Source organism: Alteromonas lipotrueae (genome assembly GCF_019249215.1).
GTDB classification, from domain to species: Bacteria; Pseudomonadota; Gammaproteobacteria; order Enterobacterales; family Alteromonadaceae; genus Alteromonas; species Alteromonas lipotrueae.
On sequence record NZ_JAESDI010000004.1, the window covers coordinates 253849 to 271275 of the forward strand.

Genomic DNA, 17427 nt, shown 5'->3' on the forward strand with positions numbered 1-17427 from the left:
ACTATCGACACTCAAACTGCTTTATACCGCTGTCAGCCCGCTCTGGTGCCATTAGGCATTGGTGTTTCAGGCATGGCCAAACAAGGCGTTAATTTATCGGCAAAGCCAATATCAAACAACATGCCCTGAGACACTTCACCCGCCATTTTTTGCTCAGGTAAATTAACGACAAACAGCGCTTGCTTGCCCTGAATCTCGAAGGGATTTTCACGTTCTTTTTTAATACCCGCAAGAATAGAACGTTGATGATCACCAAAATCGACTGTGAGCTTCATCAGCTTTTTAGACTTTTCTACGTCAGCAACTTGAGTAATGGTGCCTACACGAATATCCAGTTTCTCGACATCATTGAACTCAATAAGCGCTTTAATTGGGGCGTTTTGCATAGCTTCTCTCACAAATGTTAAATAAGCATCGTACACATAGGCAAAGTAACAGAAAAGTAGCTTCAAACACCAAGGGCTATCGGTTTAGTTCACGTAATTTTATTTAATTAGTAAAGAATCCGGACGCAATGAACGTAAGAAGTATAACGAGGTAGATATGATAAGAAGATAGAACAAAATAATAAGCTGACTTCCTGCCTAGGCAGCAGGAAGTCAGAATGCTTATTTAATCACTTTTAAGGTAGGCTTTCCCTTTTTAGGGGGAACGGGTGCATCTGTAATATCAGACGCGTCTGCGTCTTCAATAGATGCTGGCCCAGTGGTTTGAGGTTCAGATGGCTTACTTGTTTTGGCCATCTCCTCTTCGGTAGCAAACACAGTACCGGCACCATTTTCGCGCGCATAAATCGCCATAATAGCTTCGCTAGGCATGCTTAATCTTCTAGGTTGGCCACCGAAACGAGCTTGAAAAGAAAGCCCGGTTAAGTCCAACGAAAAGTTAACACACGCACTAGGCGACACGTTTAAAACGATTTGCCCGTCCTTAACAAACTCTAAAGGCACTTCCACCATTTCATTCGTTGCATCAACAACAATGTATGGGGTGAGATCGTTGTCCACTATCCATTCGTAAAAGGCCCTTAAAAGGTAGGGCTGATTAGACGTCATAGATGTCATAGTGGATTGTGGATCTCGCGCTCTTGATCGGTTAGCGATGCTTTAAATGAACTGCGAGAGAAGATACGGTTCATGTAGGCATTAATTTCTTTACTACCTGCGCCATTAAGCTCAATACCTAAAGCAGGTAAGCGCCATAATAACGGAGCAAGATAACAATCAACTAAGCTGAATTCTTCGCTCATGAAGTAAGGTAATTCACCAAATACAGGTGCTAATGCAAGTAACGCTTCACGTAAATCGTTGCGCGCAGCTTCAACGTTCCCTTCACCACGGAAGATACGAGCTGCTAACGAATACCAGTCTTGCTCGATGCGGTGCATCATAAGACGGCTTTGGCCACGAGATACCGGATAAACTGGCATAAGTGGTGGATGCGGGAAACGCTCATCAAGGTATTCCATGATGATATGCGATTTATAAAGCACCAGTTCACGATCAACAAGAGTTGGAACGGTTCCGTAAGGGTTTAACTCCAACAGATCCTCTGACAGATTGCTAGGATCTGTGTAGCTTATTTCAACACCCACACCTTTTTCTGCCAACACAATACGCACCTGATGGCTGTAAATATCAATTGTGTCAGAGAACAACGTCATAATAGAACGTTTATTCGCGGCTACGGCCATTCAATTTCCTCCGTCGAGAAACTAGTTATGCCCGCTAAATCGGGCGAAATTCAAATACTAAAAAAGGGGGCGAGAAGCCCCCTTTGCTATTATACATAATTCTGTGCGATTAGTGCACTTCTCGCCAGTATTCTTTCTTCAGCAAGTAAACAAATACAAACAGTACGGCAATGAAGATAAGAACCCATTTACCAATACGGTGTGAATCTAGCTTAGCTGGCTCACCGGTATACTCTAAGAAGTTAACAATATCAGCAACAGCTTGGTCGTACTCATCTGGAGACATTGAACCTGTACCATCAGATTTAATACCTACATATTGTTCAACCATTTCGCCGTCGACCATAACTTCTTCGTGCATTTCAGTTGGTGTACCTTGCAAAGGTTGAAGCACATGCGGCATACCCACTTCTGGGAATACTTTATTGTTAACACCAAATGGACGGCTCTCATCTACGTAGAAAGAACGTAGATAAGTGTAAATCCAATCTTCACCACGAACTCGAGCTACAAGGGTTAAGTCTGGTGGCGCAGCACCAAACCAACCTGCCGCTGCATCTTCAGGCATTGCACGAGTAATGTAGTCAGCAACCTTTTCGCCCGTAAACTGAAGGTTTTCTTGACCTAACTCGTCAGGAATACCTAAATCGGCAAACGTACGCTGATAACGCTGATACTTCATTGAGTGACAGCCTAAGCAGTAGTTCATGAACAACTGCGCACCACGTTGCAACGAGGCCTTATCGGTTAGGTCGATAGGTGCCTTATCAAGGTGCACACTACCACCAGCGGCTAACGCTACACCCGGTAGAAAAAATGCTAAAAAGCACATCAATTTTTTCATTAGGCAATCCTCTCTGGCACAGGCTTAGTTTTCTCGTTACGGCTGTATAGGAACAACAACACGAAGAAACCAAAGTACATAACAGTCGCGATTTGCGACGCAACAATCTTCCAGTTTTCTTGAGGTGTAGCACCTAAGTAACCTAAGAAAACGAATACAATTGCGAACACAATAAGGTTTACTGTGTGTAAACCACAACGATAGCGCCACGATTTAACACGACCGCGATCTATCCATGGTAAAGCGAACAAGGCTGCAATAGCACCAAACATAGCAAGTACACCAATTAGCTTATCAGGTACGGCCTTTAGAATGGCGTAGAACGGCGTGAAGTACCAAACAGGGAAGATATGTTCAGGTGTTTTCAACGGGTTCGCAATTTCGAAGTTAGGATGCTCAAGGAACTTACCGCCCATTTCAGGTGCGAAGAACAAGATATAAGTGAACAAGGCTAAGAAAATACAGAACGCGACTAAGTCTTTCAGCACCATGTGCGGGAAGAATGGCAAGATGTCATCAGCGATATCGTACTTGCTTGTGTAGTACTCATGGATTTGGAATTTAGTCTTTTCTGACTCAGGTAACGAGCCTTTCTTATGCTTAATCGCAATACCGTCTGGGTTGTTTGAACCCACTTCGTGAAGCGCAATAATGTGTAAGAATACTAAAATAACAATAACCAACGGCAATGCAATAACGTGCAATGCGAAGAATCGGTTTAGGGTAGCACCCGAGATTACATAGTCACCTTGTAGCCAGATAACTAAGTCTGGACCTACAACTGGAATTGCACCAAATAGCGATACAATTACCTGTGCACCCCAGTAAGACATTTGTCCCCAAGGCAATACATAACCCATGAAGGCTTCAGCCATTAGTGCAAGGTAGATAAACATACCAAACACCCAAAGCAATTCACGAGGCTTTTGGTAAGAACCGTAAATCATGCCACGGAACATATGCAGATATACCACAATAAAGAACGCTGAAGCGCCTGTACTATGCATATAGCGGATAATCCATCCGTAATCAATTTCACGCATGATGTATTCAACAGACGCGAACGCACCTTCAGAAGTCGGTACGAAGTTCATTGTTAACCAGATTCCAGTAATAATTTGGTTAACTAAAACGATGGTAGCCAAGAATCCAAACACGTACCAAAAGTTCATGTTCTTAGGCGCTGGGTATTGGATGGCGTGCATATTCGCCACACGCATAATTGGAATACGCGCTTCAATCCACTCTAAAAAAGCATTCATATTACACAGCCTCCGCTTCTGAGCCGAGGATGATGTTTGTGTCATCTACGAACTGGTAAGGCGGAACAACAAGGTTCAACGGCGCAGGTACGTTTTGGAATACACGACCAGCCATATCAAACTTAGAACCGTGACATGGGCAGAAGAAACCGTCTGGAACCCCTTCAACCACCTCTTCGAAAGCGCCATCTTTAAGGTGCTGCGGTGAGCAACCTAGATGCGTACAAATACCGACTAAGATAAGGTACTCTTCTTTCATAGAACGGAAACGGTTCTGGGCAAACGTGGGTTGTTGCTCTGCTTCAGAGTTAGGATCTTTCAGTTTATCTTCGTGAGTGCTCAATTCTTCAAGAATTTCAGGAGTACGACGAACAATCCATACAGGCTTGCTTCGCCACATCACACGCACTAGCTGTCCAGGTTCAATCCCGCTGATATCTACTTCAACGTCAGCACCGGCCGCTTTCGCTTTGGCACTTGGATTCCAGGACGCAATAAAAGGCACTGCCGCTCCAACAACACCTACACCACCAACTACCGACGTGGCAACGGTCAAGAACCGACGACGGGTGTTGTTTTCTGGCTGGTTATCATTGTGTGCAGACTCTGTTGCATCTACAGATACATTGCTCATCCACATTTCTCCAGGTTCGGATAATTATGATGTATAACCCTAACTTTTACTGGTTTTATCACGTTAGGATCGTCCATCATATGGCTTGTCATGAAGTTAACTCAAAGGCACTTATGTGCTCATTCGAGAATTCACTAAAGTTTCGTCAAATTTCGACCGCAAATGATAAAAGAAAAGCCCTTATAAACACAAGGTTTTACTGGTATTTAAGCAATAAATTAATCTGAGGCCACTGTTAAGAATTAGTGAGTGATTGGAATAAAATCAAGAATTTGACCGAAATTCGGCCAAATCAGCGCCTTTATTAAAACATTGTTAGCTTTATGTTGAAATGAAGCGGGAAAATTTAGAATACTAATTTACTAGGTAGATGAGCGCCGTTGAAAGAATAATTACGTGACGCACTGAAGGAAGTAGATTTTCAAGCAGAAAATAAAAAACCCGGCATAAGCCGGGTTTTTTGCACAATATATAAAACGTAGAATTAACGTTTTGAGAATTGTGGACGCTTACGTGCTTTGTGTAGACCCACTTTCTTACGTTCAACTTGACGAGCGTCACGAGTAACGAAGCCAGCTTTACGTAGTGCAGGACGTAACGTCTCATCATACTCCATAAGAGCACGAGTGATGCCGTGACGAATTGCGCCAGCTTGACCGTTAGAACCACCACCTTTAACAGTGACGTATAGGTCAAACTTTTCCAACATTTCAACAAGTTCTAGAGGTTGACGAACAACCATGCACTCAGTCTCGCGACCAAAGTACTCGTCTAGAGCACGTTTGTTTACTTGAATGTTACCTGAGCCTGGACGCAGGAACACACGAGCGGTAGAACTTTTGCGGCGGCCGGTGCCGTAGTATTGAGTATCTGCCATGTCGATTGCCCCTTAGATGTCCAAAACTTGTGGTTGCTGTGCTGCGTGCTTATGTTCAGCACCAGCGTAAACTTTCATTTTACGGAACATTGCACGGCCTAGAGGACCTTTTGGCAGCATTCCTTTCACTGCTTTCTCAATAACCATTTCTGGTTTGAAAGCTAGCAGCTTTTCAAAGTTAGTTTCTTTCAGACCACCTGGATAGCCACTGTGTGCATAATAGATTTTGTTCAATGCTTTACGGCCAGTAACCGTAATTTTGTCAGCATTGATAACTACAATGTAATCACCAGTGTCCACGTGAGGTGTGTACTCTGGCTTATGCTTACCACGAAGGCGCAATGCGATTTCTGAAGCCAAACGGCCTAGAGTTTTGTCTGTGGCGTCAACCACGTACCAGTCACGTTGTACCGTTTCTGGCTTTGCAACAAAAGTTTTCATTTAAATATCACCCGAATAATATCGTCGTTACTGATTTCTGAACACCAGAAATCACCATAAAATCAACACAAAGACCCCTTCGAGCCGGTCGATTCTTCCACCTTCCCAAAGGTGGGCGTAACTGGGCAGGGCGCGAATTATACAGGTTTTGATGAAAATGCGAACCCCTAATTTGCAATTAGGGGGAGTTTTCTGCACAAAGTTTCTACGGAAACAGTGACAAGCTTAGTTAATTCCGTTAATTTCAAAGGGCAAACCATTTTAGAAGAGAATAAACAGGAAAATAATGCGCTTATCGGCTGTTTTTTTAGTTGTGGTTCAACTTCTGGCAAGTGTTTATGCTAAAGCCGAATCTGGTAACGTCACTCTCACACGGGCATTTGCCGATGACGATTATGGTTTTTATCAGCAGAAAGTACTTGAGGCTGTATTGTCTGCAACCCCCGAATATGGAAACACGCAGATTTCCTTGCACCCCCACCCTATGTCACAAAGTCGACAAGTAGTATCCCTACTACAGGGTGATGCAGATGTAATGTGGAGCGTGACTAATGCTGAACGTGAGAAATTATTAACCCCCATTAAACTCCCCCTTCTAAAAGGGTTGGCTGGGTACCGAGTATTTGTGATTGCAAACGATGCCCAACATAACTTCGCACAGACATTAACCACCGATGAGCTTAAAACCCGCACCTTGGTGCAGGGGAACGATTGGCCTGACTTGCACGTACTCAAATCAAATGGATTTAATGCGGCAGGCGAAGAATGGAGTTTATGGTTTACATCAATGTACACCATGGTAGAAAAAGGCATGGTGGATGGTTTCCCTCGAAATGTTATTGAGGTAAATGGAGACTTAGCGCGTCATGCAGACAAGCCTATTACTATCGATAAAAATCACCTTCTTGTTTATCCCAACTATGAATACTTCTTCGTACGTCCGGACGATGCTGCTTTAGCAAAAAGAATTCGTATTGGCCTGTCACGGCTGATAGAAAACGGCACACTTGAAGCCATATTTAATCAATTCGAAGCTCATAAACTCGCCCTTTCATTGGCAGACGAGCCTCATCGAACCAGGCACTCACTACAGAACCATTTTCTACCCTATGTGCTTGATTACGCGCGATGGGATTTAGAGAAAGAGAAAGCCATTAAGGCCCTTACAAGCGAATAAACAACCAGCGTCACCGTTTTTCTTGTTTTATACACCGTATTACTGGTAAAACACTCGCTCAAAATACTACTTATAATCAATTAGGAACCCACAATGCGCAGTATACGTGGACTTATCACCTTTTGTATCTCTCTTATGGTTTATGCAAACCTTACCTTTGCCGACAATAGTCGTACATTGCTTAATATCCAGCAGCAATGGGCGTCAATCAATTATGACGTTGACAGTAGTGAGAAAGAGAAAGCCTTTTTAGCGCTCATCGCCGACGCTGAAGCCTTTGTTGCGTCATCTAGTAACAATGCCGAAGCCCTCACGTGGCTAGCCATTACACAATCTAGTGCAGCGAAAGCAAAAGGCGGCCTAGGGGCGCTCGATTTCGCCAAAGCAGCTAGATCAAACCTTGAAAAAGCATTGCAGCAGGATGAACAAGTATTAGAAGGTACTGCGTTAATCGTATTAGCGGCACTCTATCACAATGTACCTGGCTGGCCGGTTGCCTTTGGCAGTGACAAAAAAGCAGCGCGCTTGTTTAAAAAGGCGCTAGCGCTTTACCCAAACAGTATGGATGCACATTACTTTTACGCAGAATACTTGTTTGATGATGGTGAGTATGAAGAGGCGGCTCGGCATTTGACGTTAGCCAAAAGCGCCCCTGAAAAACCAAACCGCCCTATTGCGGACAAAGGCCGAAGATCGGAGATAGAAATATTAGAAGCCAAGGTAGCGAAAAAGCTTTAACGGCTAAGCTTTAGTAAGACCGGTAAAGCGTTATGAATTAGCAGTGGTGATTTTTGCTTGCTGCCATAGTGCTTCCATCTCATCAAGCGTCATATTAGCTAATGGTGAGCCCTTACTCTCGGGCTCGCCTTCTATTATAGACAAATTTTCTGAGTCTATTTTATGGGCTGATTCTGCTTTGAAGGCTAAAGACTCTACCACTTTAAAACGTTTGGCGAATTTGTTACTAGCGTTACGTAACGCCGTATCTGCATCGACTTTACAATGTCTTGCCAAATTAACCATAGCAAACAACGCATCGCCAATTTCTTCTTCTAAGGCTTGCTGATTCAGGGTTTCGGCGTCAAGTTCTTGTTGAATTTCTTCAACTTCTTCTCGCACTTTATCTAAAACAGGCGCAACGTCTGGCCAATCAAAACCCACCTTTGCACAGGCTTTTTGTAATTTTTGGGCATACATTAATGCCGGCATTCCCACTGGCACATCATCAAGTAGACTCGGGAAAGTCGGTTCATTATCTTTACTCGGCGATGTAGAAGTCAGTTTTTGCTTTAAAGCCCGTTGCCTTGAATTCTCATGCTTTAACGCTTTTTCTTGCGCTTTTATACTGTCCCACTGTGCAGTTAAGCCTTCCTCGCTGCTTGGCTGCGCTGAGGTATTGCCAAATACGTGTGGATGACGACGGGTCATTTTGTCGCTAATGCTTTTCGCAACATCATTAAAGGTGAAGTTGCCTTCTTCCTCTGCAATGCGGGAGTAGAACACCACTTGAAACAACAAATCCCCAAGTTCATCACGAATATCTGAAGGCTCCCCTTTCGCAATGGCATCAGCCACTTCGTAAGCTTCTTCAATAGTATACCGAGTTAAGCTGTCCATGGTTTGCTGAACATCCCACGGGCACCCAGACTTAGGGTCTCGAAGCTTCGCCATTATCTCTTGAAGTCGTTTTACCTCAGGCAACTCAGAATTGTTTGCGTTTTGCATCCGTAATGCCTTTTAATTGACGTAATCGTGCGAGCACTTTTGATAAGGTATCTAAGTCTTGTACTTCAATTGAAATGGTAATTAGCGCCGTTTGTCTGTGTTTATCACTTAAACTATTCACACCCAGTAATGGCACGTTTTCATTTGCCAGCACGGTAGTGATATCACGCAGTAAACCGGTTCTGTCGTGGCAGAAGATATCGACTGAGGTTTCAAAACCTACTTTAAGTTCTTGTGACCAGTTCACCTCAATTTGACGTTCTGGGTGCTGCTCAAGCAAATGCTGCAACTGATCGCAGCTTTCTTTATGTACGCTTACTCCACGCCCTTGCGTGATATACCCCATAATGGGCTCACCCGGAACGGGTTTACAGCAATTGGCCAACTGGCTCATCAAGTGGCCAACCCCTTGTACAACAACTGCGTCTTTCTTGCCTGCGCCCTTAGCCGTACGCTTTGTTTTTACTTTAGGGCTAATTTCAGGCTCTTCTGGCTCTGGTTCTTGTAAGAAGTGAATGAAGTTAATAACTTGCATCACTCTCACATCACCTGTGCCTATTGCCGCATAAAGATCATCAGCACTATGACCGTTAAACTTCTCGTACACTTCACTGGCTATTTTGGTGGGCAAGTGGGCGCGATGCAGTTCGCGCTCTAGCAGCTCTTTACCTGCGGTTAGGTTTTTATCCCTATCTTGCTTTTTAAAGTACGAATGAATAGTGGCACGGGCGCGAGATGAGTGCACATAGCCCAAGCCTGGATGCATCCAATCGCGGCTAGGATTTAGCTCTTTACCGGTGAGCACTTCCACTTGGTCGCCACTATGCAGCTGATAAGTAAAAGGCACAATTCGCCCATTGGCTTTCGCCCCAATACAGCGATGCCCTACATTGCTGTGAATATAGTAGGCAAAGTCGAGTGGCGTAGCACCTTGAGGCAAGTCGATAACATCGCCTTTCGGGGTAAACACATACACGCGATCATCAAACACCTGACTGCGCAACTCTTCCACCATATCGCCAGATTCGGCCACTTCTTCCTGCCAAGCAAGAATACGGCGAAGCCAATTGATACGCTCATCGTAACCCGATTGTTTGCCGGTACTGCCTTCTTTGTACTTCCAATGCGCAGCAACGCCTAACTCGGCGTCTTGATGCATTTTGTGTGTACGAATTTGAATTTCTACAGGCTTTCCTTCAGGGCCCACAATAACGGTATGAATAGACTGATAGCCGTTAGATTTGGGGGTGGCAATATAATCGTCGAATTCGTTGGGTAAATGCTTGTAGCTAGCGTGCACGGTGCCAAGCGCGGCATAACAATCTTGTAACCGCTCGGCAATAACCCGCACGGCACGTATATCGAAAAGTTGTTCGAAGGTTAAGCGCTTTTTCTGCATTTTTTTCCAAATGCTGAAAATGTGTTTTGGCCTACCATACACATCGGCGCGAATGTTTTCGCTATTCATTAATGTTTGAAGATCATCAACGATGCCATCGATATAATCGGCTCTCTCTCGACGTTTACCATCTAGTTGCTTGGCGATTTGTTTGTAGGTGATAGGGTGCAGATAGCGAAAGGCTAAATCTTCCAGCTCCCACTTTAATTGACCAATACCTAAACGGTTAGCCAAAGGGGCATAAATGCTGGCACACTCGCGGGCCACCATCACCCGCGTTTCTTCATCCGCTTTTTTCGCTTGTTGAAGCGCGCAAATACGTTCTGCCATTTTAATCACTACAGCGCGAACGTCTTCAACCATAGCAAGCAGCATACGACGAATACTATCAATATGTTGTTCATCGGATTTTTCGTTGAAAGGCGAACCATTGGCTTTTCTAGCGTGCAAAGTTTTAATGGCGTCCATACGCCTTACACCCACAACTAAGTCACGAATTTCACCATCAAATTCTTGTTCAATATCAGCTTCGGTTAAACAATGTTGCTCGCAGTAGGGAAAGACCAATGCCGCTTGTAGCGTAGCGTCATCCATATTGAGTTGACAAAGAATTTCGACCATTTCTTGGCCGACGAGAAGGCGCTCTGGCATTGAGGATACACTGCGCAGTTTATCTTTCGTTTCATCACTTAAATCGAGGCTGTCTAACCATACCTCAAAAGGAGGTCTATCGGCTGCATGTACTTTTCTTGTTGTCACCATAACCGCTGCTCGCTATTGCTGTTGGCGTGTAAATAGCGCCATCGTTTCCATATGATGGGTAAAGGGGAACATTTCAATTACACCCGCTTTTTGCATTTGATAACCTCCATCTATCAGAACACGCGCATCCCGCGAAAAAGTGTTCGGGTTGCAAGAAACATACACTATCGTATTTGGTGTAGCGCGGACCAGTGCATGACAAACTGTCAATGCCCCCTCACGAGACGGGTCAAGTAGTACTTTATCGAACCCACCCGCTAACGCTTTATCTACTGATTTCTCGTCAGCTAAGTCAAGCTGCATCCAGTCAACATTGGAAATGCCCTGTTTGAGGGCGTTACTTTTGGCACGCTGCACCATTTCAGCAACCCCTTCCACCGCCCTTACCGTAGCGCCGCTGTTGGCAATGGGCAAGGTGAAATTACCTAAACCACTGAACCAATCGGCGATGCGCTCACCGGCTTTTGGTGCCAACCATGACAAAGCTTGCGCCACCATTTTTGTATTTACTTCTGCGTTCACCTGAACAAAATCATTAGGCCCTGGTTGCAAATAAAAGCCGTCTACTGTGTTACAGGTGATTGGCGCTACTTCATGCAATTGGGTAAAATCGCCATTACCGTCTTCGATGGTCATATTCACGTTTTGTTCCGCAGCAAACTGGGAAAGCGATGCAATAAAGTCGTTGGCTAATGAACGGGTATGTTTCACTGTAACTTGCACCGTATTCTCACCCGCCAATAAGCTGATGTGCCCGACAAGACGAGCGCTAGCAAAGCCTGCAATGGCAGATTTAAGTGGCGCGATAAGCTGACTTAGTGATTCAACCAAAACCGGGCAACCACCAATATCAACAATGTTTTTGCCCGCGTTTTCTCGAAAACCGAGTTTTATTTTCTCTGGGTTTCTTGCATCAATCGCTAGGCGGGCCTTACGACGATATCTAGGCCTACCACCGCTGATAGGCGCTTGCCATGCCCCGTCGTTAAAATCGAGTTTACGCTGAAACATGCTTTTAAGGGCATCGTCTCGTAGTGCGAGGGCTTCATGGGGATCTACGTGCTGAAGCTGGCAACCACCGCACTGATTTGCCACCGCACAAAATGGCTTTTGGCGATGGTCTGAGGGGGTATTCACCTTAGTGACTTTTGCGTTAACAATCTGCTTGTTGCTTGAAAGCGCTTTTATTTGTACGGTTTCACCAGGTAAAGCACCATCTACGAAATATAAGGTTTCACCCCGAGCAACGCCCTGCCCCTGCCAATCCATACCATCAATGGTTACCACTTCATTAGCAGCATTAATGTCATCAACCGAGGGCCATGATTGTTTAGTTTTTACAATGTGCTGCTTTTCACCTGAGCCTGCACCGCGCACCCGCCCTTTTACGTTGCTTTTGTTTTTGCCCTTGCTAGGTTTATAAAATATGGCCACGTGGTGCTCCCGTTACATTAATTTTCAAGAATAACGGTAGCAACCGCATAGTGAGTTTCATCGGAAATGCTTATTACACTAGAGGTAATGGCTCGCTGCTTACATAGCATGGCAACCTCTCCAGTAAAGTGAAGTTCTGGCGCCCCTAAAGCATTGTTGCGCACTTCGATATGTTGCCAACTGACGCCGTTACCAATACCTGTACCCAACGCCTTCACCGTTGCCTCTTTGGCGGCAAAACGCTTCGCTAAGTAGCGCACTGGCTCATTGCTGGCAACATAAAGGGTAAGTTCGTAAGGCGTAAGCACACGTTTCGCGAGGCGCTCTGTGGTCGCATCGCTTTTCTTCAAACGTGCAATTTCAATAATGTCTGTGCCTAATCCAGCTATGGCCACTAGGTATTCTCTTTGTTGTTGCTTGCGTTGACGTGCTGCTGTCGAGATTCGAACTTACACGCCGCTTCGTGCTTCTAGCATAAGTTGACGCATATCAGCCACTGCAGTGGCAAGGCCATCAAACGCCGCCCGTGCAATAATCGCATGGCCAATATTCAACTCGATAAGTTGAGGGATAGCCGCAATCGGTTTGACATTATGGTAATGCAAACCATGACCAGCATTCACTTTTAGCCCTAGTTTATCGGCATATTCAATGCCTTCCACTAACCGAGCTAACTCTTCGCCAAGCTCTGCTTCGCCGGTTGCTTCAGCATACTGCCCAGTATGAATTTCAATATAAGGCGCACCGCATTCCACAGCAGCATCTATTTGCTTTTTATCTGCATCAATAAACAAAGACACTAAAATGTTCGCAGCTGCTAAACGCTCACAGGCTTGTTTCATCACGGGTAAATTGCCCGCTACGTCAAGGCCGCCCTCAGTGGTTAGCTCTTCACGTTTTTCGGGCACTAAGCAACAAAACACCGGTTTTACTTCTTCGGCAATAGAGAGCATTTCATCGGTAACCGCCATCTCTAAGTTTAGGCGGGTATTGATAGTTTGCGCCAAAATGCGAACATCTCTGTCTTTTATATGGCGACGATCTTCGCGCAAGTGAACGGTAATACCGTCTGCTCCAGCGCGTTCTGCAACATCAGCAGCATGCACAGGATCGGGGTAGTTGGTGCCACGGGCATTTCGAAGTGTGGCAATGTGATCGATGTTAACGCCAAGAAGAAGTGTACTCATTAACAGATACCTATAGTAGAACAAGTATTTGGCAATCAGCGATTAATAGAAGTTTCGCCTATTGCCTGTCTAAAATTGATTGAACCTCATTGTAACAAACTTTCGAACTGTCACGTGGTAAAAAGCGCCATTAAATATGCGTAACACTTATCATTTTAATGTTTTCGCACCACAAATAACTCTCTACTTTTTAGCGGTTTATCGCCAACTAGCGGCTTGAGTAAATCGCGGCATAAGACTTTTGCCACCCGTTTGCTCATGGGTGTAAATTCACCTTGAGCTAATGCAAGTAGCGCACTACCCGGCAATCCCTTGCGCGTATAGCCATTTGGCACATCGTCTGGCAGTGCACAAAAGCCAAATTCCGGCTGAAGCACATAGTGTTTTTCAGCCTCGATAGGCATTTCATATTCTACATCTTCAGTGAAATCAGGCAGTAATCCCATTTCATCTAGAAGTGACAGTTCAAACTTTCGCAGGGTAACTTCAATATCCTCATCGCGGAAAAGCGCCATTAGTGCCTGCTCATAAGCTTCAAACACCGCGTCACTGGCAAGGCCAGCAGGCATTATTCGGTTAGTGAGCTCATTGAGGTACATGGCACAAAATAATGGCGTGCCCGCTAAATTAATAGAAGGTGCGGTACTTTCAACGTGCCGCAAATTTTTCAAATCAGATTTACCAGCAAGTTGAAGCTTGAGGGCTTGAAAAGGTTGAAGCAGGCTTTTCTTATCAGATTTACTGTTGCGTACACCTTTTGCCACGGCACTCACTTTACCGTGTTCTAAGGTAAAGAAATCGACGATATAACTGGTCTCCCGATAGGCTCGGCGATGCAACACAAAAGCAGTCAACCAGTCGTTGTTCATTCATCTTCCCGTGTTTTTTTCAGCAGTTCTGGTATTTAATTTTAGTGAAGGTAGCGTTCTTGCACATTTAGCTGACTAAAGGGCTTAGCTTCGTTTAATGCGTACCACTTTCATGGTTTCAAACTCAATACCTGCCACCTCTTCTACCTGACGGTAGTAAGTAATATTAACCCGCGCCCCTTTCAAGCTTTGATACTGCTTTTTGCGGCGGTAGATAAATGGCACGTCAATACCTTCAAGCATTACCGTATGACGTATCCAGTCTTCTTCTTCACGTTGAACGTGAGACACCACCTTCATATTATCAGACTGATTTAACTGGCCGTGCTTGCTGATTAATTTGTCAGTCTCTGATTTCATATTATTTACCTTGCACCGCGTTATATTCTGGTGTGTGGGCTTTATGCGCTTTCTAGCTGCTCAACAATAAGCTGTACCGACTCTTGGCCGCGAAATACGTTAACATCTAATCGGTAGGCAATGCGTACTTGTTTTACCATGGCATTCGGCCACACTTTAATATCAATATTAAAGGCAATGGCATCCACTTCGCCAACCGAAGGCTCTCGTAGTACCAACTTCAAGTGTTTTTCACCCACCAGTCGTTGTTGCACTACTTGAAACTCGCCATCAAATAATGGCGATTCAAAGCCCTGCCCAAACGGGCCAGCTTGCCTAAGCAAATGCGCAAAAGGCAATGACAGCTCTTGACCTGTCAGGCTGCCATCAGACAATAACACTTGATTACCATCAAGCTTATCCATGTGCTGCTTTGCAATGTCAACAAAGGCGTGTTCAAAAGCCGCTAAGTTAGCAACGGGCAAACTTAACCCTGCTGCCATCGCGTGGCCACCAAACTTGTCAATAACGCCCGGGAAACGCGTATTCACTTCATCGAGTACATCGCGAATATGTACCCCAGGAATAGAGCGAGCTGAGCCTTTTATTGTCATATCATCTTGATGAGCGAAAGCGATAACGGGTTTCAAATACTTTTCTTTTAAACGCCCCGCCACAATACCAATAACACCTTGGTGAAAATCGGCTTGATACACCACCAACGCGGCAGGAATATCACCTTCAGTGAGAGACATTTTTTCGAGCACTTGTTCCGCTTGTGCCTTCATACCCGTTTCTATTTCTCGGCGTTCACGGTTAAGTGCATCTAGTTCCGAGGCAATCATGCGGGCTTGCATCGTGTCGTTTTCCAAGAGGCAGGCAATGCCTTGAGACATATCGTCCAGCCTGCCAGCGGCATTTAAACGGGGGCCAATAACAAAACCTAAATCGGTTGAAGTAAGGTGAGCACAATCACGATTAGCCACTTCAACCAATGCTTTAATACCCGGTCTGCATTTACCTGCACGAATACGCTGCAGGCCTTGATGTACCAAAATTCGGTTGTTTTTATCTAAAACCACCACGTCGGCCACCGTACCTACGGCTACAATATCTAGTAACGATGCCAAATTAGGCGCTGGAAGATTTTTTTTAGTAAACCAATTACGTTGTTGTAGTTCGGTTTTAAGCGCTAACATGATGTAAAACGCCACACCTACCCCAGCTAAGTTTTTAGAAGGGAAAGTACAACCGGGTTGATTTGGGTTCACAATAGCATCGGCGGGGGGAAGATCGTCCCCAGGTAAATGGTGATCGGTTACAATAACATCTATACCTAACGCTTTTGCATGGGTAACCCCTTCAATACAGGCAATGCCGTTATCAACCGTAATAATAACGTCGGCACCCTGTTGCTTGGCGATATCCACAATAGGCACGCTAAGGCCGTAACCAAAATCAAAGCGATTTGGCACTAGATAATCAACCTTAGTAAACCCCATCATTTGCAATGAATGGATACACACTGCAATACTGGTGGCGCCGTCGGCATCGAAGTCACCCACAATGATGAGCGTTTTTTCTTGCTCAATAGTGTCAGCCAGAATACTTGCCGCACCGGCCATGCCTTTTAGCTCATTGAAATGGGTAAGGCCCTTCAGCCCATTTTCTAATTCACTAACATCTTGCACGTTTCTACCGCGATAAATACGGTCTATTACAGGGTGCAAAGTAGAAGCAAGAGGGGCGTCACCAGTTTCACGGCGCACTACAGGCAATATCATCGACATTCATCACTACGGTTAATTAGAGGGCAATAATACCCAAGGGAATGAGGTAGGTAAAATCAGAACATAAAAAAACGCACCTAGCCTAAGCATTAACTTTTGCTATGGTGCGTTTTAGAAAAATTGAAATTGGCGCTATTCGGCTTGTTCAATAGCCTGTGCAATCATACCTGCAGGTTGATACCCAGGTATTAGCGAGCCATCTGGCAACACGATGTTAGGCGTACCATTTACACCCAATTTTTGCCCTAACAAATATTGCTCTGCAACGTTATTAGCACATTTAGCGGTTGCCACATCGTTGCCCGATTTTGCGTCAGTTAATGCTTTTTGCGGGTTCACTGCACACCATACCGACACCATATCTTGGTAATTCTGGCTGTCTAAACCAGCACGAGGAAAGGCTAAGTAATTTACGGTAATACCCATGTCGTTTAAGTCGCCGACTTCTTTATGAAGCTTTCGGCAGTAACCACAGGTGGTATCGGTGAAAACACTGATCACATGCTTCTCGTTTTTAGCTTTAAACGTAATCGCCGATGGAGCCATCTCTTTAACGCCTTCAATACGAAGACTCGAATAAGCGACTTCGGTTTCATTACGCATGCCTTCATCAATATTGAGAATACGCGCCTGAACCAAATATTTAGCATCATCACTAACATAGAAGAAACCGCGATTGGTAGATACTTGTACCAAGCCTGGAATGGGTGAGTCGGCAAGAGAGTCAACCTCTAGCCCCAGCATATTAGTCAGCTTACTTTTAATTGCCGTTTCGTCAGCTGCGCTTGCGACATTCGCGAAAAGGCTCGTAGTGAACACCAATGCAACCAATAAGCTAAATTTTACTACTTTCACTATATTTACTCCGACAGCAACCATGCTTTCAAAATATTAAAATGGGATATAACTAAGACCGCTCATGCATGAGAAAAATTTCATTTACGCATTTCACTAAAGCGATATTTAGCAAGTATTTAACGTAATGCTATCACAC

General features: G+C 44.8%; 19 protein-coding genes. 2 read left to right on the plus strand and 17 right to left on the minus strand.

Features of this window, described 5'->3' with window-relative positions; all coding sequences use genetic code 11:
• Positions 1-32 precede the first annotated feature (32 nt).
• The 8 genes from JKP82_RS06050 to rplM all read right to left on the minus strand — a co-directional run bounded on the left by JKP82_RS06050 (position 33) and on the right by rplM (position 5751).
• Positions 33-386, minus strand: coding sequence for a tRNA-binding protein (locus JKP82_RS06050; RefSeq protein ID WP_159528812.1), 354 nt, complete (start codon positions 384-386; stop codon positions 33-35).
• A 222-nt stretch (positions 387-608) separates the two neighbouring features.
• Positions 609-1064, minus strand: coding sequence for a ClpXP protease specificity-enhancing factor (locus JKP82_RS06055; protein WP_218396221.1), 456 nt, complete (start codon positions 1062-1064; stop codon positions 609-611).
• Positions 1061-1693, minus strand: coding sequence for a stringent starvation protein SspA (gene sspA / locus JKP82_RS06060; protein ID WP_013785368.1), 633 nt, complete (start codon positions 1691-1693; stop codon positions 1061-1063). Before sspA ends, JKP82_RS06055 begins: the two co-directional genes overlap by 4 nt.
• A 109-nt stretch (positions 1694-1802) precedes the next feature.
• Positions 1803-2537 carry a cytochrome c1 gene (locus JKP82_RS06065; protein ID WP_126872493.1) on the minus strand — a complete coding sequence of 245 codons (735 nt, stop codon included), beginning with the start codon at positions 2535-2537 and terminating at the stop codon, positions 1803-1805.
• Positions 2537-3799, minus strand: a complete 1263-nt coding sequence (locus JKP82_RS06070; protein ID WP_013785370.1) for a cytochrome b — start codon at positions 3797-3799, stop codon at positions 2537-2539. The genes JKP82_RS06065 and JKP82_RS06070 overlap by 1 nt, the downstream gene beginning before the upstream one ends.
• A gap of 1 nt (position 3800) precedes the next feature.
• Complete coding sequence (gene petA, locus JKP82_RS06075) at positions 3801-4433, minus strand: ubiquinol-cytochrome c reductase iron-sulfur subunit (RefSeq protein WP_013785371.1); 633 nt, start codon at positions 4431-4433, stop codon at positions 3801-3803.
• Positions 4434-4917: 484 nt separating this feature from the next.
• Positions 4918-5310 carry a 30S ribosomal protein S9 gene (gene rpsI / locus JKP82_RS06080; protein WP_013785377.1) on the minus strand — a complete coding sequence of 131 codons (393 nt, stop codon included), beginning with the start codon at positions 5308-5310 and terminating at the stop codon, positions 4918-4920.
• A gap of 12 nt (positions 5311-5322) precedes the next feature.
• Positions 5323-5751 carry a 50S ribosomal protein L13 gene (gene rplM / locus JKP82_RS06085; protein ID WP_013785378.1) on the minus strand — a complete coding sequence of 143 codons (429 nt, stop codon included), beginning with the start codon at positions 5749-5751 and terminating at the stop codon, positions 5323-5325.
• A gap of 286 nt (positions 5752-6037) precedes the next feature.
• Here rplM and JKP82_RS06090 point away from each other — a divergent pair, with 286 nt between their 5' ends.
• Positions 6038-6928 carry a transporter substrate-binding domain-containing protein gene (locus tag JKP82_RS06090; RefSeq protein WP_159528808.1) on the plus strand — a complete coding sequence of 297 codons (891 nt, stop codon included), beginning with the start codon at positions 6038-6040 and terminating at the stop codon, positions 6926-6928.
• A 93-nt stretch (positions 6929-7021) separates the two neighbouring features.
• A complete protein-coding gene (locus JKP82_RS06095) occupies positions 7022-7666 on the plus strand; it encodes a tetratricopeptide repeat protein (protein ID WP_218396223.1) in 645 nt (214 codons plus the stop codon).
• A gap of 30 nt (positions 7667-7696) precedes the next feature.
• Here JKP82_RS06095 and mazG read toward each other — a convergent pair whose 3' ends face one another.
• The 9 genes from mazG to dsbC form a co-directional block, all read right to left on the minus strand.
• Complete coding sequence (mazG, locus tag JKP82_RS06100) at positions 7697-8653, minus strand: nucleoside triphosphate pyrophosphohydrolase (protein ID WP_218396225.1); 957 nt, start codon at positions 8651-8653, stop codon at positions 7697-7699.
• On the minus strand, positions 8631-10814 hold the full coding sequence (gene relA, locus JKP82_RS06105) for a GTP diphosphokinase (RefSeq protein ID WP_218396227.1): 2184 nt from the start codon (positions 10812-10814) through the stop codon (positions 8631-8633). Before relA ends, mazG begins: the two co-directional genes overlap by 23 nt.
• Positions 10815-10826: 12 nt before the next feature.
• Positions 10827-12248 (minus strand): 23S rRNA (uracil(1939)-C(5))-methyltransferase RlmD, encoded by a 1422-nt coding sequence (gene rlmD, locus JKP82_RS06110; RefSeq protein ID WP_159528800.1) that lies wholly within the window; start codon positions 12246-12248, stop codon positions 10827-10829.
• Between the two features lie 17 nt (positions 12249-12265).
• Complete coding sequence (gene acpS, locus JKP82_RS06115; RefSeq protein ID WP_159528798.1) at positions 12266-12643, minus strand: holo-ACP synthase; 378 nt, start codon at positions 12641-12643, stop codon at positions 12266-12268.
• A 54-nt stretch (positions 12644-12697) separates the two neighbouring features.
• A complete protein-coding gene (gene pdxJ, locus JKP82_RS06120; RefSeq protein ID WP_159528796.1) occupies positions 12698-13435 on the minus strand; it encodes a pyridoxine 5'-phosphate synthase in 738 nt (245 codons plus the stop codon).
• Between the two features lie 155 nt (positions 13436-13590).
• Positions 13591-14304, minus strand: a complete 714-nt coding sequence (recO, locus tag JKP82_RS06125) for a DNA repair protein RecO (RefSeq protein WP_218396229.1) — start codon at positions 14302-14304, stop codon at positions 13591-13593.
• Positions 14305-14388: 84 nt separating this feature from the next.
• A complete protein-coding gene (locus tag JKP82_RS06130) occupies positions 14389-14664 on the minus strand; it encodes a hypothetical protein (RefSeq protein ID WP_159528792.1) in 276 nt (91 codons plus the stop codon).
• Positions 14665-14705: 41 nt separating this feature from the next.
• A complete protein-coding gene (recJ, locus tag JKP82_RS06135; RefSeq protein ID WP_218396287.1) occupies positions 14706-16427 on the minus strand; it encodes a single-stranded-DNA-specific exonuclease RecJ in 1722 nt (573 codons plus the stop codon).
• Positions 16428-16565: 138 nt separating this feature from the next.
• Positions 16566-17288, minus strand: coding sequence for a bifunctional protein-disulfide isomerase/oxidoreductase DsbC (dsbC, locus tag JKP82_RS06140; RefSeq protein ID WP_159528790.1), 723 nt, complete (start codon positions 17286-17288; stop codon positions 16566-16568).
• Positions 17289-17427: the final 139 nt, after the last annotated feature.

Bases quoted from the DNA above. Each gene is read 5' to 3' on its own strand.
- JKP82_RS06050 (WP_159528812.1), bottom strand. From the start codon at position 386: ATGCAAAACGCCCCAATTAAAGCGCTTATTGAGTTCAATGATGTCGAG.
- JKP82_RS06055 (WP_218396221.1), bottom strand. From the start codon at position 1,064: ATGACATCTATGACGTCTAATCAGCCCTACCTTTTAAGGGCCTTTTAC.
- sspA (WP_013785368.1), bottom strand. From the start codon at position 1,693: ATGGCCGTAGCCGCGAATAAACGTTCTATTATGACGTTGTTCTCTGAC.
- JKP82_RS06065 (WP_126872493.1), bottom strand. From the start codon at position 2,537: ATGAAAAAATTGATGTGCTTTTTAGCATTTTTTCTACCGGGTGTAGCG.
- JKP82_RS06070 (WP_013785370.1), bottom strand. From the start codon at position 3,799: ATGAATGCTTTTTTAGAGTGGATTGAAGCGCGTATTCCAATTATGCGT.
- petA (WP_013785371.1), bottom strand. From the start codon at position 4,433: ATGAGCAATGTATCTGTAGATGCAACAGAGTCTGCACACAATGATAAC.
- rpsI (WP_013785377.1), bottom strand. From the start codon at position 5,310: ATGGCAGATACTCAATACTACGGCACCGGCCGCCGCAAAAGTTCTACC.
- rplM (WP_013785378.1), bottom strand. From the start codon at position 5,751: ATGAAAACTTTTGTTGCAAAGCCAGAAACGGTACAACGTGACTGGTAC.
- JKP82_RS06090 (WP_159528808.1), top strand. From the start codon at position 6,038: ATGCGCTTATCGGCTGTTTTTTTAGTTGTGGTTCAACTTCTGGCAAGT.
- JKP82_RS06095 (WP_218396223.1), top strand. From the start codon at position 7,022: ATGCGCAGTATACGTGGACTTATCACCTTTTGTATCTCTCTTATGGTT.
- mazG (WP_218396225.1), bottom strand. From the start codon at position 8,653: ATGCAAAACGCAAACAATTCTGAGTTGCCTGAGGTAAAACGACTTCAA.
- relA (WP_218396227.1), bottom strand. From the start codon at position 10,814: ATGGTGACAACAAGAAAAGTACATGCAGCCGATAGACCTCCTTTTGAG.
- pdxJ (WP_159528796.1), bottom strand. From the start codon at position 13,435: ATGAGTACACTTCTTCTTGGCGTTAACATCGATCACATTGCCACACTT.
- recO (WP_218396229.1), bottom strand. From the start codon at position 14,304: ATGAACAACGACTGGTTGACTGCTTTTGTGTTGCATCGCCGAGCCTAT.
- JKP82_RS06130 (WP_159528792.1), bottom strand. From the start codon at position 14,664: ATGAAATCAGAGACTGACAAATTAATCAGCAAGCACGGCCAGTTAAAT.
- recJ (WP_218396287.1), bottom strand. From the start codon at position 16,427: ATGATATTGCCTGTAGTGCGCCGTGAAACTGGTGACGCCCCTCTTGCT.